The organism is Micromonospora sp. NPDC049274, from assembly GCF_040678875.1.
GTDB lineage: Bacteria > Actinomycetota > Actinomycetes > Mycobacteriales > Micromonosporaceae > Micromonospora.
In genome coordinates this window covers 54,031-67,714 of the sequence record NZ_JBFAQS010000016.1, presented here as the reverse complement: position 1 = coordinate 67,714, position 13,684 = coordinate 54,031, and the positions used below count along the sequence as shown (strand labels likewise).

General features: G+C 71.0%; 16 protein-coding genes. 8 read left to right on the top strand and 8 right to left on the bottom strand.

Annotated features, from left to right (window positions below):
* Window positions 1-2: 2 nt before the first annotated feature.
* Entirely contained in the window at window positions 3-827 is an 825-nt protein-coding gene (locus AB0K10_RS25835) for a helix-turn-helix transcriptional regulator (RefSeq protein WP_363687681.1), read from the bottom strand.
* A gap of 185 nt (window positions 828-1,012) precedes the next feature.
* On the opposite strand from AB0K10_RS25835, the gene AB0K10_RS25830 reads away from it, so the two are divergent.
* Genes AB0K10_RS25830 through AB0K10_RS25820 form a run of 3 tightly spaced genes read left to right on the top strand, consistent with a single transcriptional unit; the run spans window position 1,013 to window position 3,797 of the window.
* On the top strand, window positions 1,013-1,639 hold the full coding sequence (locus AB0K10_RS25830; protein WP_358150176.1) for a GPP34 family phosphoprotein: 627 nt from the start codon (window positions 1,013-1,015) through the stop codon (window positions 1,637-1,639).
* 47 nt (window positions 1,640-1,686) lie between these two features.
* Window positions 1,687-3,210, top strand: a complete 1,524-nt coding sequence (locus AB0K10_RS25825) for an APC family permease (RefSeq protein ID WP_363687533.1) — start codon at window positions 1,687-1,689, stop codon at window positions 3,208-3,210.
* Complete coding sequence (locus tag AB0K10_RS25820) at window positions 3,207-3,797, top strand: GNAT family N-acetyltransferase (protein WP_363687531.1); 591 nt, start codon at window positions 3,207-3,209, stop codon at window positions 3,795-3,797. Before AB0K10_RS25825 ends, AB0K10_RS25820 begins: the two co-directional genes overlap by 4 nt.
* Before the next feature lie 118 nt (window positions 3,798-3,915).
* Here the strand turns inward: AB0K10_RS25820 and AB0K10_RS25815 are convergent, their stop codons facing one another.
* A complete protein-coding gene (locus AB0K10_RS25815; protein WP_007458025.1) occupies window positions 3,916-4,749 on the bottom strand; it encodes a SigB/SigF/SigG family RNA polymerase sigma factor in 834 nt (277 codons plus the stop codon).
* A 380-nt stretch (window positions 4,750-5,129) separates the two neighbouring features.
* On the opposite strand from AB0K10_RS25815, the gene AB0K10_RS25810 reads away from it, so the two are divergent.
* Window positions 5,130-5,885 carry a hypothetical protein gene (locus AB0K10_RS25810; RefSeq protein ID WP_363687529.1) on the top strand — a complete coding sequence of 252 codons (756 nt, stop codon included), beginning with the start codon at window positions 5,130-5,132 and terminating at the stop codon, window positions 5,883-5,885.
* On the opposite strand, the gene AB0K10_RS25805 is transcribed toward AB0K10_RS25810, so the two are convergent.
* The 3 genes from AB0K10_RS25805 to AB0K10_RS25795 form a co-directional block, all read right to left on the bottom strand.
* Window positions 5,834-7,423, bottom strand: coding sequence for a phospholipase D-like domain-containing protein (locus AB0K10_RS25805; RefSeq protein ID WP_363687527.1), 1,590 nt, complete (start codon window positions 7,421-7,423; stop codon window positions 5,834-5,836). The genes AB0K10_RS25810 and AB0K10_RS25805 overlap by 52 nt on opposite strands.
* 321 nt (window positions 7,424-7,744) lie before the next feature.
* Window positions 7,745-8,731 carry a pirin family protein gene (locus tag AB0K10_RS25800; protein WP_363687525.1) on the bottom strand — a complete coding sequence of 329 codons (987 nt, stop codon included), beginning with the start codon at window positions 8,729-8,731 and terminating at the stop codon, window positions 7,745-7,747.
* Window positions 8,732-8,742: 11 nt separating this feature from the next.
* Window positions 8,743-9,225, bottom strand: coding sequence for a MarR family transcriptional regulator (locus AB0K10_RS25795; protein ID WP_363687523.1), 483 nt, complete (start codon window positions 9,223-9,225; stop codon window positions 8,743-8,745).
* A 156-nt stretch (window positions 9,226-9,381) separates the two neighbouring features.
* On the opposite strand from AB0K10_RS25795, the gene AB0K10_RS25790 reads away from it, so the two are divergent.
* A complete protein-coding gene (locus AB0K10_RS25790; RefSeq protein ID WP_363687521.1) occupies window positions 9,382-9,942 on the top strand; it encodes a GNAT family N-acetyltransferase in 561 nt (186 codons plus the stop codon).
* Here AB0K10_RS25790 and AB0K10_RS25785 read toward each other — a convergent pair.
* On the bottom strand, window positions 9,932-10,420 hold the full coding sequence (locus tag AB0K10_RS25785) for an FBP domain-containing protein (protein ID WP_363687519.1): 489 nt from the start codon (window positions 10,418-10,420) through the stop codon (window positions 9,932-9,934). The genes AB0K10_RS25790 and AB0K10_RS25785 overlap by 11 nt on opposite strands.
* 60 nt (window positions 10,421-10,480) lie before the next feature.
* Between AB0K10_RS25785 and AB0K10_RS25780 the strand changes: the two genes are divergently transcribed.
* Complete coding sequence (locus AB0K10_RS25780) at window positions 10,481-11,050, top strand: WHG domain-containing protein (RefSeq protein WP_363687517.1); 570 nt, start codon at window positions 10,481-10,483, stop codon at window positions 11,048-11,050.
* Window positions 11,051-11,108: 58 nt separating this feature from the next.
* On the opposite strand, the gene AB0K10_RS25775 is transcribed toward AB0K10_RS25780, so the two are convergent.
* On the bottom strand, window positions 11,109-11,522 hold the full coding sequence (locus AB0K10_RS25775; RefSeq protein WP_363687515.1) for a VOC family protein: 414 nt from the start codon (window positions 11,520-11,522) through the stop codon (window positions 11,109-11,111).
* Window positions 11,519-12,526, bottom strand: a complete 1,008-nt coding sequence (locus AB0K10_RS25770) for a hypothetical protein (RefSeq protein WP_363687513.1) — start codon at window positions 12,524-12,526, stop codon at window positions 11,519-11,521. Before AB0K10_RS25770 ends, AB0K10_RS25775 begins: the two co-directional genes overlap by 4 nt.
* A gap of 94 nt (window positions 12,527-12,620) precedes the next feature.
* Here AB0K10_RS25770 and AB0K10_RS25765 point away from each other — a divergent pair, with 94 nt between their 5' ends.
* On the top strand, window positions 12,621-13,025 hold the full coding sequence (locus AB0K10_RS25765) for a helix-turn-helix domain-containing protein (RefSeq protein WP_363687511.1): 405 nt from the start codon (window positions 12,621-12,623) through the stop codon (window positions 13,023-13,025).
* The gene (locus AB0K10_RS25760) at window positions 13,022-13,609 is read left to right on the top strand and encodes a DUF1684 domain-containing protein (protein WP_363687679.1); all 588 of its coding nucleotides are present in this window, start codon (window positions 13,022-13,024) and stop codon (window positions 13,607-13,609) included. Before AB0K10_RS25765 ends, AB0K10_RS25760 begins: the two co-directional genes overlap by 4 nt.
* The last annotated feature ends 75 nt before the right edge of the window (window positions 13,610-13,684 follow it).

The window sequence follows — 13,684 nt, the reverse complement described above, 5'->3', positions numbered from 1 at the left end:
GGTCACGCAAAGTTACGAGAAGCCTCCTTGAGGTGGGTCAGCGACGCCCCCGGATCGAGTGCCATCCGGCACAGCTCCTCGTGCAGAAGGCTATACCCGAGCACATGATCGGCATCCTCCAGAGCCAGGCCCATCGTGAGGTTATCCAGGTAAACCACGGACGCGTCGGCGGTGTCGGCGAAATTGAGGATCACGTACGGGGTGGTCATCGCCGGGTGCTCGCCGGCCGCGAACGGCAGTACCTGAATTGTCACGTTGGGTAACTCGGCGATGTGGCTCATGTGGACCAGTTGCTCGGCCATCACGGCGGGGCCGCCGACCGGGCGTAACAGCACTGCCTCGTTGAGCACCACCGACAACTGCACGGGCTCGTCGCGGCGCAGCACCTCCTGGCGGCGCAGCCGAGCCGCGACCTTGCGCTCCAGGCCGTCCTCGCCCGCGGTGCGGCGGAAGATCGCCCGGGCGTACGCCTCGGTCTGCAGCAGCCCGGGCACCGACTCGGCCTCGTACGTGCGCAGCGCCGCCGCCTCGGCCTCCAGTCCGACGTAGAACTCGAACCACTCCGGCAGCACGTCGCTGTAGTTCTGCCACCAGCCGCGCTGCTGTGCGCCCCGGGCGATCTCGATCAGCGCCTCGGCGTCTGCGCCGGTGACCTGGTAGAGGGCGAGCGCCGCCCGGACGTCACGGGGTTTGATGCCGATCTGCGCGGTCTCGATCCGGGACAGGTTGCTCTTGGACATGTCGAGCTGGCGGGCGGCCACGTCGAGGGTCATGCCCGCCCGTTCCCGGAGCTGACGGAGCTCGCGAGCGATGCGTCGACGGCGCACGGTGGGGCTGGCGGCGGGCCGGATGGTGGAAGCGGCGGTCACCGTCCGAGTCTGTCACGGCAAGATCCGCAGGTCGCGCCAGCACGGAGTGCAACTATCAAATCTGGGAGTTGCGTTGCAGTAGCTGTCGGTGCATCCTTTTGCGGGTCGCGAACACAGTGGACAAACCCGAGCGGGAGGACCGTTTGCTCATCGCCGACGAGTTCTTCCTCATCGCCCACAACGACACCCGCGGCAAGGCCAAGCTCCACCCGGCGGCGACAGGTCTCGGCCTGGCCGCCGGGCTCCTCGGTGAGCTGACCCTCTACGGGCACATCACCGTCTCAGGTGGACAGGTCACAGTCATCGACAGGCGCCCACCCGCCGACGCGCTGGCGCACACGGTGCTGGACCAGTTGATCGGCGAGTCCCAGCACCGGGCGGTCAACGTGTGGCTCAGCTTTCTGGCGCAGAGCGCGACGACGTCGGTGGGCGAGCGGCTCGCCCGGGCCGGTGTGCTGCGCCGCCAGGAGAGCCGGCGGCTGCTCCGTACCTCGGTCAGCTATCTCCCGATCGACCTCAACGCGGTGGCCTGGCCGGCCACCCGGCTGCGGGCACTGCTGGACCGCCCCGACCCGCCGAGCGTGCCGGACGCGCTGCTGCTCGGCCTGGTCGTGGCCGCCGGGCTCACCCGCGAGGTGCTGTGGAGCGCCGGCCCCCGCGCCCACCACCGGCTCAACGTTCTCATCCCCGCGCTGCCGGCGCCCCTGAAGGAGCTTGTCGGGCACACCGAGGCCGCCGTCGGCGCAGCCGTGCTGCGCGGCATCCCCTGATCCCCCCGGTAACCCCAACCCCTCCCCTCGACAACCGGAGTAGTCGTATGCCATCGACATCGACAGTCGACCGACCCAGCAACGTCTCCGAAGCCCTCGCGAGGGGTCGCCTCGGCGTCCCCTCGGTCATCTTCTTCGTCCTGTCCGCCGCCGCGCCGCTGACAGTGGTGGCCGGCGTCGTCACCACCGGTTACGGCGTCATCGGCGTGACGGGCATCCCGCTGGCCTTCCTGGTGGTCGCCGCGGTTCTCGCCCTGTTCTCGGTCGGCTACGTGGCGATGTCCCGCCGGGTCGAGAACGCCGGCGCCTTCTACGCCTACATCTCGCGTGGCCTCGGCCGGCCGGCCGGCGTCGGCGCCGCCTGGGTGGCGCTGATCGCGTACAACGCGCTCCAGGTCGGGCTGTACGGCACCATCGGCGTCGCCGCCGAGCCGGTACTCGACCGGATCTTCGGCGGACACCCGCACTGGTCGATCGTCGCCCTGGTGGCATGGGCGCTGGTCGGGCTGCTCGGCCTGCTGCGGGTCGACATCAACGGCCTGGTGCTCGCCGCGCTGCTGGTCGCCGAGATCGTGGTGATCCTCGTCTTCGACCTGGGTCAGCTCGGCAACCCGGCCGACGGTCAGGTGAGTTTCTCCGCCCTGTCCCCGGACAACCTCTTCGTGCCGGGCGTCGGCGCGGTGCTGGTGCTGGCCATCCTCGGATTCGTCGGATTCGAGTCCGCGGTGGTGTTCAGCGAGGAGAGCAAGGACCCGAAGCGGACGGTGCCGCTGGCGACGTACCTCTCGGTCGCGATCATCGCCGGGCTGTACGCGCTCTCGTCGTGGACCATGACCGTCGCCGTCGGGCCGGACAAGATCGTCGCCGAGGCCGGAGAGCAGAGCGTCGGGCTGATCTTCAACCTGGCCGCCGCCCAGCTCGGCGACACCGCGGTGACCATCGGGCAGGTGCTCTTCCTGACCTCGGTGCTCGCCGCGATGATCTCGTTCCACAACACCACGGCCCGCTACACCTTCGCGCTGGGCCGGGAGCGGGTGCTGCCGGCGGTGTTCGGGCAGACCTCGCCGCGGACCGGCTCGCCCCGGGCCGCGTCGCTGGCACAGAGCGTCCTCGGCCTGCTGGTCATCCTGCTCTACACCGTCAACGGCTGGGACCCGGTGGTCCAGCTGTTCTTCTGGGGCGGCACCACCGGCGGGTTCGGCGTGCTGTTGCTGATCGCCACCACCTCGGTGGCGGTGATCGTCTACTTCGTCCGCCACGGCGGCGAGACCCTCTGGAAGCGGGCCATCGCGCCCGGCCTGGCCACCATCGCGCTCGTCGTGATCATCTGGTTGGCCGTGTCGAACTTCGCCAACCTGCTCGGCGTCGCACCCGACTCCCACCTGCGCTGGGCGCTGCCCGCCGTCTACCCGGTGGCGGCCGCGCTCGGCGTCGCCTGGGCGCTGCTGCTGCGCACCAACCGTCCGGACACGTACGCCCGGATCGGTCTCGGCGCGGCGAGCGCCGCGGCGGCCGTGCGGTCGGCGGAGCGGCAGGCGCCGACGCCGGCCGATGCGGAGGTGTCCCGATGAGCGCGACCATCGAGCAGCTCGGGCTCCAGGACACGACGTTTGTCGCGAACCGGATCGCGGAGGCCTTCACGGCCCTGGAGGTGACCTACTGGCTGGTGCCCGACCCGAGCAAGCGTGAGGCCGTGCTGGCCGGGGACTTCGAGATCCTTGTCGACCATGCGATGCGGCACGGGTTCGTGCACGCCACGGGGGACCGGGCCGGTGTCGCGGTCTGGCTCCCGTCGGTCGGTGAGCCGGCCCCGCCGCCACCCGACTACGACGCTCGGCTCGCCGCCGCGTGCGGCGAGTGGACCGACCGGTTCCAGCATCTCGACGAGTTGTTCGCGGCCAACCATCCGCATCCGGACCATCACCACATGGCCTTCCTGGCCGTGCAGCCGGGACGGCAGGGGCAGGGGTTGGGCTCCGCGCTGATGCGGCACCACCACGCCTGGTTGGACGCCAACGGGATGCCCGCCTACCTGGAGGCGAGCAGTCCGCGCAGCCGGGACCTGTACGCACGGCACGGTTACCGGGCCGGCGAGCCGTTCCGGGTGCCTGACGGCACGCCGTTCTGGCCGATGTGGCGGGAGCCCGCCGGCCGCTGACGGAACCGGCCGGGCCGCTACCCACGAGGGGAGCGACCCGGCCGGTGCGCCGATCGAACGTCCTGACACACGATGTAGGGCCGGGGCCACGCTGACCCGGCCCTGCATCGTGTGGGGCCTAGTAGGTGCCGTCGAGCTGGCCGCGCAGCTTGGTCAGCGCCCGGGCCAGCAGCCGGGAGACGTGCATCTGCGAGACGCCGATCTGGTCGGCGATCTGCGACTGGGTCAGGTTGCCGTAGAACCGCAGGGTGAGGATCTTCTGCTCCCGCTCGTCGAGCGTGGCCAGCGCGGGGCCGAGAGCGACCCGCAGCTCGGCGAGCTCGAACTCGTTGTCCTCGCCGCCGAGCATGTCGCCCAGCTCGGTGGCCCGGTCGCCGTCACCGGTCGGGGTGGACAGCGACACCGCGTTGTACGCGCGGGCGCCCTCCAGGCCCTCCAGGACCTCTTCCTCGGTGAGCTTGAGGTGGGCGGCGATGTCGGCGACCGTCGGCGAGCGGCCGAGGGTCTGCAGCAGCGAGCTGTTGGCGTCCGAGATGGCCAGCCGCAGCTCCTGGAGGCGACGCGGCACCCGGATGTCCCAGGTGCGGTCGCGGAAGTGCCGCTTGAGCTCGCCGATGATGGTGGGAATCGCGTAGCCGGCGAAGTCGACGCCGCGGGACGGGTCGAACTTGTCGATGGCCTTGATGAGGCCGACGGCGGCGGTCTGCGCCAGGTCGTCGGTCGGCTCGCCCCGCCCGCTGTAGCGGTGGGCGAGGTGGTTGGCCAGCGGCAGCCAGGCCTCGATCGCCCGGTCGCGCAGCGCGGCGCGCGACGGGTGGTTGGCGGGCAGTGCGGCCATGGCGTTGAGCAGGTCGGCGGCGCTGTCGGTGAGCGCCCGCGGGTCCAGCTTGGTGGTGCTCGTCTGCTCGGCAGCCGTGGTGCTCGCCTGCTCGGTGATCGTTGGCGCGGTCATGGGTGGTCCTCCCTGCACCTCGTCCGCGGACAAAAAGACGTGACGCTTTGGTTTAGCTTTCAATGGGCCGTTCGGGACTCACCTTAACCTGGTCGGCTCCCGGAAATCTAGCCGAAAGGTTGATGTACTTAAGGCGTGTTGAACCACAAAACGCCCCAAAAAGGGCGGCACGTCGGCAGGTTGTGAGGTCTCTTACCCGTTTACCGGGCGATCCTGCGGCATCTGGTCATCTCATCCGGCCCGACCGGTCGGTGTGCCGCACCCGGCCGACCGGTCAACATGAAATCCGACAATCGGGCAGCAGTGTCGACTATCCGTCGTTGTCCCGTCGATGGGACCGGCCGTAGCGTCGTGGGGCAGACACCCGGTTCGGAGGCACCATGCTCGATCCAACCGCTCCCCAGCTCGTCGTGAACAGTCGAACGCTCTACTTCAGCTGGTTGCCAGCGGATCCGGATGCGGTCGCCGCCCTGGTCCCCACCGGGCTGCGTCCGCGCGCCGACCGGCAGGTGTTCCTCAATCAGTACGTCGTCGAGGACGAGACGCAGACCTCGGGCTTCGGCGCCTACTCGCTGACGTACCTCGGCATCTCACTTGCCGGCGTGGACGCGCCCGGCGGGCTCAACCCGGGCGGTTGGTGGACCCACTACGTGGCCTCCAGCCGGCTGGTCCGCGAGTACGCCACGGCGCGCGGCGCCCCGGCGCTCGCAGGCCGGACCAGCATCGAGGTGAGCGGTGAGGCCCTACTCTCCGAGACCGAGGCGGAGGGGGCGCCGCTGATCCGCGCCCGGTGTCGTGTGGGGGAGACCGGCCACGTGATCAGCAGCGGGCACCACCGCTACTTCACCCGCCGCGAAGGCCAACTGCTCAGCTCGGTCTACCCGTTCGTGGCCGAGCCGGTCGCGCCGTTCGAGATCGAGTCGGTGGAGTTCCTGCAACCCCGGCACCCGATGTACGCGCTGCGCCCCGCCAACCCGCTGACGATCGGCTTCGGCTACTTCTCCCCGCGCTCCTCGTTCGCCTACCCGGGCGGGCTCACCGTGCACCCCGGTGGGGTGGGCCTGCCCGAGCCGGCCCGGCCGGCTCACCAGGTGCCCGCCAACCTCGCGCGCAGCGGCCTCCCGTCCGGGTCGTAGACCAGCCGGTACACCGGCAGCGCCCAGGCGCGGGTGTACCAGGGCAGCCGCTCGGGGCGGTGCGGGCGCAGCCGGCCGGGCGGGCGGTCACCGACCTGGCCGCCGTCGTACCACAGTTGCAGCGCGTCGGCCGCGGCCGTGACGGCCGCGACGGCATCCGCCGGGTCGAGAAGGTCGGCGTCGTCCGCGCCGTCCGGGTCCCGGTCCAGGTGCTCGCGCCAGAGCCGCAGCCGCAGGTCCCGGGCGAAGGTCCGCGCCCCGTCGCCCCGGCCCGCCGGGTCGGTGGGCGTCCGTTCGTCGCGCGTGTCGTCGAGCACCGCGCAGGACAGCTCGCTGTCGTGCGTCCAGGAGCGGCGGTTGAAGTTGTCGCTGCCGACGCTGGCCCAGACGTCGTCGACCACGCAGACCTTCGCGTGCACGTACACCGGGGTCCCGGCGTGGTTCTCCACGTCGAACACGTGCACCCGGTCCGGCGCGGCACGCTCGCACAGCGACAGCGCCTGCTCCCGGCCGACCATGTTGGGTGGCAGGGCGAGCCGGCCGTCCACGTCCGGGTGTCGGGGCACCACGGCGACCAGGTGCAGCTCGGGATTCTCCCGCAGCGCCTGGGCGAACAGGTTGGCCACCTCGGTCGACCAGAGGTACTGGTCCTCCAGGTAGATGAGCCGACGCGCGCGGTGGACCGCCTTGGTGTAGCCCCGGGCCACGGTCCGCTCGCCGTCGGGCGCGAAGGAGTAGCGCGGCCGCACGGCGGGGTAGGTGCGCAGCACCTGGATCTGGTGCGGCCCGCACGCGGGCGGGTCGGCGGGCTGCTCGGGCAGCGGATCCGGCCGCAGGTCGGCGCCGCGCAGTCGGTCCCGCGCGTACGCCATCGGGTTCTCCGAGTCCAGCGGCATCGGGTCGGTCCAGCGCTCCCGGAAGAGAGTGTCCAGCGCGCCGACGACCGGGCCGCGCAGCGCGAGCTGCACGTCGTGCCAGGGCGGGTTCGAGCCGTACCGGGGAGACATCTGCACCGGCTGCGGGTCGCCGCCGTGCGCGGCGTCGTCGCGGCGGCTGTGGCACAGGTCGATCCCGCCGGCGAAGGCGATGTCCCGTTCCGGGTTCCCCGGGTGCCGCAGCACCACAAGCTTCTGGTGGTGCGAGCCGCCGCGGCGGACCCGCTGGTCGAGCAGCACCTCGCCGCCGGCCGCGGAGACCGTCTCGCTGAGGTTGCGGTTCTCGGCCTCGCTATAGGCGAGCACGTCGAGGTGTGAGCGCCAGATCAGCCCCTTGACCACCACGCCGCGCTGGGCGGCCTGGGCGAAGAGCTGACTCACGGTGGGCCCGTCCGGACGCAGTCGCTGGTCCGGGTCGCCCCGCCAGTCGGTGAAGAACAGGTGGTCACCGGCGGTCAGCGCCTCCACCTCGTCGACCAGCCGGTCGAAGTACGCCGCGCCGTGAATCAACGGCTCGGCGAGGTTTCCCGTGGTCCAGACGGGTAACCCAGAGACCGGGTTGGCCCGTTCCTGTGCGGTGAGGAACCAGTCCTGTAGCGGCAACGTCCAGCCCCCCGGAGGTCGACAACGTCCTCACGGTAGGACCCCGGACGTGGGTCCGCATGCCAGGCCGGCAGACCGGTGACCTGGATGACGCCAGCACGACGACGCGACAACAGCCGAGGAGGCCACACCATGCCCCGCGACACAACGAACCCCGTGACCGAGTACCGCGAGCCGGCGGTGGAGAGCGAACGGGGTGCGCTGGTAGCGGTGTTGCTCATGGTGATTCTGGGCGTCGCTGGGATTTTCGCGGTCTCCTGAGGCGGCGCCGGCGTCCCGACGAACGGGGACGCCGGCGCCGATGTCAGCGGTTGACCGGGGTCAGGGGCGCGGACCCTGGCCGTCGGTGTGCGGGACCCGCTCGGTGGGGATGACGCCGAGCCGGCCGGCCTTGAAGTCCTCGAACGCCTGGAGCAGCTCGTCGCGGGTGTTCATCACGAACGGGCCGTACTGCGCCACCGGCTCCCGGATGGGCTGACCACCCATGATGTAGAGGTCCAACGCCGGCGCGTTGCTGTCCTGCTCGCGGTCCGCGGCGAAGCGCAGCGCGTCGCCCGGGCCGTGCACCGCGAGCTGACCGGTGCGCACCGGACGGCGCTCGACACCGACGGTGCCGCGCCCGCCCAGCACGTACACCAGCGCGTTGAAATCGGGCTGCCACGGCAGGTCGACCTGGGCGCCCGGCTGCACGGTGACGTGGGTGATGGTGATCGGCGTGAAGGTCGACCCCGGGCCGCGGTGCCCGGCGATCTCGCCGGCGATGACCCGGACCAGCGCGCCGCCGTCCGGCGTGGTGAGCAGTGCCGACTCGCCGCCGCGGATGTCCTGGTAGCGGGGCGGGTTCATCTTGGCCGAGCGGGGCAGGTTGACCCAGAGCTGCGTGCCGTGGAAGAGCCCGCCGCTGACCACCAGGTGCTCCGGCGGGGCCTCGATGTGCAGCAGGCCGCTGCCCGCCGTCATCCACTGGGTGTCGCCGTCGGTGATGGTCCCGCCGCCACCCTGCGAGTCCTGGTGGTCGAAGATGCCGTCGATGATGTACGTGACGGTCTCGAAGCCGCGGTGCGGGTGCCACGGGGTGCCCTTCGGCTCGCCCGGCGCGTAGTCCACCTCGCCCATCTGGTCGAGGTGGATGAACGGGTCCAGGTCGGCGGTCGACACCCCGGCGAAGGCCCGGCGGACGGGGAAGCCCTCGCCCTCGAAGCCGCTGGGCGCGGTGGTCACCGTGCGGACCTTGCGGAAGGTGGTGGACTCGTCGAGCTTGGGCAGGCGGGGCAGGACGAGGACGTTGTCAACGGTGATCGCGGGCATCGGGAGGCTCCTTAACTTGTGGCGTGGGTGCTCGACGTGGTCCGGACCGCCCGTAGGCGGGTGCCGAGCCGGTCGAAGACCCGGGTGAGGCAGGCGACCTCGGCGTCGTCGAGGTCGTCCATCAGATGGGTACGCACCGACGCCAGATGGTGGGGTGCGGCTTCGGACAGGGTGAGCAGCCCGGCGGCGGTGAGCACGGCCTCGCTGCCGCGTCGGTCGTCCGGGCAGGCCTCCTTGCTCACCAGTCCGCGGCGCTGCATGGAGGAGATCTGGTACGTGAGTCGGCTGGGGGAGAAGACCAGCCGGCCGGCCAGCTCGCCCATCCGCAGTCGTTGCCCCGGCGCCTCGGAGAGCAGGACCAGCACGTGGTAGTCGGCGAAGGTGAGGTCGCTGTCGGCGCGCAGGTCGTCTTCCAACTGGGTGAACAGGCGCTGGCTGGCCTCGATGTAGGCGCGCCAGGCGGCCGCTCGGGTGCTGTCCAGGCTCTCTGTCACGCCCACGACGATAGCACTAGTTAAAAATTTAACTAGTGGGGTTGAGCGTCTCCTGCATCACGTCTGTCCGATTGGCTGCTTGATTCGTCCAGCTTTGAAAGAACCGGGGAACAATCGGGCGGCGGGCCGGAGCGGGATGTGCCAGACTGCCGCCTCGTGGAACACGTGGAACTCGCCGCCGCCGACCTGCTGCTGCGCCCGTGGCGGGAGGCGGACGCCCCGGCGGTGCGCGACGCCCTGAACGACCCCGCCATCGCCCAGTGGAACCCCCAGGGCGGCGGCCCGATCGACGACCAGGCCGCTCTGCTCTGGGTGCGCCGCCGGGGCGACTGGTCGGGCGGTGACCACGCGTCCATGGCGGTTGTCGACGCCGCCGAGGGGAAACTGCTCGGCTCGGTGTCGCTGCATCACATCCACCACGGCGACGCCTCCATCGGCTACTGGACGATGCCGGCGGCACGCGGGCGCGGGGTGGCCACGCGTGCCGTCGTCCGGCTCACCGACTGGGCCTTCGGTGACCTGCGGCTGCACCGGGTGGAGCTGTGCCACGCCGTGGCCAACGCGGCCTCCTGCCGCGTCGCCGACCGGGCCGGCTACCTCGCGGAGGGGACGTTGCGCGAGTCGTACCAGTACGGTGACGGCCTCCGCTACGACGAGCACCTGCACGCCCGCCTGGCCACCGACCGCCCGGGGCCGACCCCGACCGTCAGTCGGTGATCTTGCGGAGGAAGGCCGTCAGGGTGGCCCGGGTGCGCTCGATCTTCTCCTCCACGGACAGCGTCTCGTGCATCCGTGGCCCGGCGTGCTTCCTGCCTCGCAGGTAGAGCGAGCAGGCCAGGTCCGAGCAGACGTACGCGCCCACGGAGTTGCCCTGCCGGCCGTCCCGGCCGGCCTTGCGGGCCGTCATCAGCGAGACGCCGTCGCCGGTGTGCGTGGTCAGGCAGAACGAGCACATGCTCCGCCGGACCCGCCCGGTCTGCTGGGTCGCGACCCGCAGCGCGACCCCGACGAGCCCGTCCTCGGAGTTGGCGACCAGATAGGCCCGCTGCGGCGCGGCGGGATCCCGCCAGCCGAGAAAGTCGAGGTCGTCCCAGGGGCGCAATTCAAGATCATTTGGTATGGCCATCCGCTTTGCCTCGCCCTGCGTGCAGTTGACGAAGGACGCGCGGATGGCGGACTCGGTGAGGGCTAGCATAGGTAGTAGCCTAGCTCGCCTAGGGAAACGATTATCAAGACTAGATTTGAGGTGTACGGAGTGACACGTGCGGGGCTCACCGCCGAGCGACTGACCCAGGCGGCCGCCGAGCTGGCCGACGAGGTGGGCGTCGAGAACGTCACCATCGCGGCGCTCGCGCGGCATTTCGGGGTCAAGGACGCGAGCCTGTACTTCCACCTCCGCAACGCTCACGACCTGCGGGTCAGGCTCGCCGTGCTGGCGCTCGCCGAGCTGGCCGACCGGGTCGCCGAGGCACTCGCCGGCCGGGCCGGCAAGGACGCGCTTGTCGCCTTCGCCAACGCCTATCGGGACTACGCGCGCCAACACCCGGGCCGGTACGCGGCGATGCAGATCGACCTCGATCCCGAGACGGCCGCCGCGAGCGCGGGCGTCCGGCACGCCGAGATGACCCGGGCGATCCTGCGCGGCTACCACCTCTCCGAGCCGGACCAGACCGACGCCGTCCGGATGATGCACAGCACGTTCCACGGCTTCGTGAGCCTGGAGCGGACCGGCGGGTTCCGCCACACGCCGCGTCCGACGGACGATTCCTGGGCGCGCGCCCTCGACGCCCTCGACGCCGTCCTGAGCAACTGGCCGGCGCGGTGACGACCGGGCGGGCACGACCTGCGTGCCCGCCCGGTCCGTACTCGGGCGCCCGCGCAGCTCAGGACGTGGGCGCGCTGATGTTCACCAGCCAGTCGGTCCCGAACCTGTCGACACACCTGCCGTACCGGGTGCCCCATGACGATCTGGCCAACGGGACGGTGCTGACACCGCTCGCGGAGAGCCGCTCCCAGTACTCGACGAGCTCCGCCTCGTCATCGCCTCCGAGGGTGATCGACGTGGTGCCGCCGGGTGTCCGGTCGCCGGGTGTCCGGTCCGAGCCCATCAGCACGATGCCTGTCGTCCCCTTGAGCACCGCGTGCGCGACCAGGTCGTCCGGTGCCTCGGCGGTCGACGTAGGCAGGTCGCCGAAGGTGGTGATCTGGAGGCCGCCGCCGAACACCGACTGGTAGAACCCCATCGCCTCGCGGGCGTTGCCGTCGAAGCTGAGATACGGGCTGACTCGGGCGGTCATCGTCCGGCCTCGGCGGTGAGCGGGCGTCGCTGCGCGGCTCGCTGTCGGAGTAGGACGAGGCCCAGCCCCGTCAGGAACCAGGCGGCGAGGACGCCGAGGGGCGCCAGCGTGTGTGAGCCGTTGAAGTAACCGAAGTTGTTGACCGCGCGTGCGGCCGCGCCCGGGGGAAGCTTCGCCGAGATCGCCTGTGCCCATCCCGGCAGCAGGTCGACGCCTATCGTCGCTCCGCTCGTCGCGTTGCCGATGGTGGTGAGGGTGAGCACGGCGAGCGCGATACCGATCGGGCCGAGCCAGGCCCCGAGGGCCTTCGTCGTGAAGGCGCTGGCGGCCGACAGCAGGATGAGCGACAGGGCCAGCAGCGGGAACGGTGCCGTCAGTGAGCCGTAGACCGGGCCGGCGACAGTGGCCGCGACCACGCCGATCACGACCGCGAATGCGCCCATCGCGTAGAGCCGGTGACGCAGGCGTACCAACGTGGCGGCCGCGGTGAGCCCCTGCGCGAGGACGAACGAGGAGAGAGTGACCCCGAACACCACGTAGAAGGCGGACAGCCCACGGCTGTCGTAGCTCGCCAGCGGCACGATGTCGTTCTCCTGGACGCTCATGCCAGCCTGCCTGCCGAGGCCGGCGACGAGTTGCCGGGCAGCGCCGCTCTCGCTGAACCCGCTCGCGCCGGCGTAGTCGAGCGTCAGCGTGTCGGGGGAGGTCCCGCTGAGCACCGCGATGGCGTCGCCGTGGTGGACCAGGGCCTTTCCGGCCTCGACGCTGCTCACCGGTGTGACGGCGACGGCATCGCCGAACCCCCCGTGGGCGGTGGTGACCAGCTGGTCGCCGACCACCGCGATCGGCAGGCGGCTCGGCGCGGGATCGCGTTGCAACCCGACGTAGACGGCGATGAACGCCGTACCGATGATCAGGCCGGTGAGCACGAGCGAGATCCAGGCTCGGCGCTGCGTGGTGACGGGCGTTTCCGCCTCGGTGAATGGATCGGTCGGCGACGTCATGGGTGCTTCCTCGGGTAATGTGGTTTGAATGTCCAACCAGACGAACCGTAGCACCGACGGTTTGAAATCCAAACCATCGCGGGACACTCTCGCTGTGGCGCTCGACGCCGTCAACGACAGGTGGTCGCTGCACATCGTGCGAGCGCTCGCCTTCGGGGCCTCTCGGTACACCGAGATCCTGCGCGCGGTCGGCGCTCCCCGGGACGTCCTCGCCGCGCGGCTGCGGAAGCTCGCCGAGACCGGCATCCTGCGGGCGCGATCGACCGAGGACGGCAAGGTCGCGGGATACGAGCTCACGCAGAAGGGCCGGGATCTCGGGCAGGTCATCCTCGTGCTCAAACGCTGGGGTGACACCTACAGCGATGCGGACGTGCCCACTGTCGACTTCATCCACGATGTCTGCGGTGACGTGTTCGTGGCGGAAGTCCGTTGCCAGGCGTGCGGCAGGCCCCTCCGGTCCGGAGAGTTGTCGCTCGATCAGGAGTCCGACGGATGCTGACCGATCTGGAGTTGGCCGACTGGCGGGAGCGGGTGGCCCGGCTGTACCTGTCCGACGTCGACCTGGCCGGCTTCCGCGCCGGCCGCGACGAACTCTTCGCCACCCACCCGCAGAGCCCGATCCCGCCGGCCGAGCGACCCGGCTTTCCCGGAGTGCGGTATTTTCCGCCCAACCCCGAGGCGGTGGTCGAGGCGCCGCTGCGGCCGGCCAGCGGTGAGCTGCGGGTGGACACCGGAGGCCCGGACGGAGTCGTCGCGTACCGGCGGGTCGCGGTGGCCGAGACGCCGTGGGGGCCGCTGACGCTGTGGTGGATCGAGGCGTACGGGGGAGGGCTGTTCGTGCCGCTGCGCGACGGCACCTGCGGGCGGGAGACATACGGCGGGGGGCGGTACCTCACCGACACGGTGAAGGGCACCTTCGGCCGGGGCGTCGAGCTGCTGCCCGGCGACCGGGTTCGGCTGGACGCCAACTACCTCTACAACCCGAGCTGCGCGTACGACGACCGCTGGGCCTGCCCCCTCGCGCCGCCGGAGAACCGGGTCGACGTGCCGTTGGCCGCCGGCGAGCTGGCGTACCACGGCTGACCGGCCGCCCCGGCACGCTGCCGGGACGGCCGGTCGGGGCGGTGGCTCGGCACTGCCGGGACGGCCGGTCGGGTC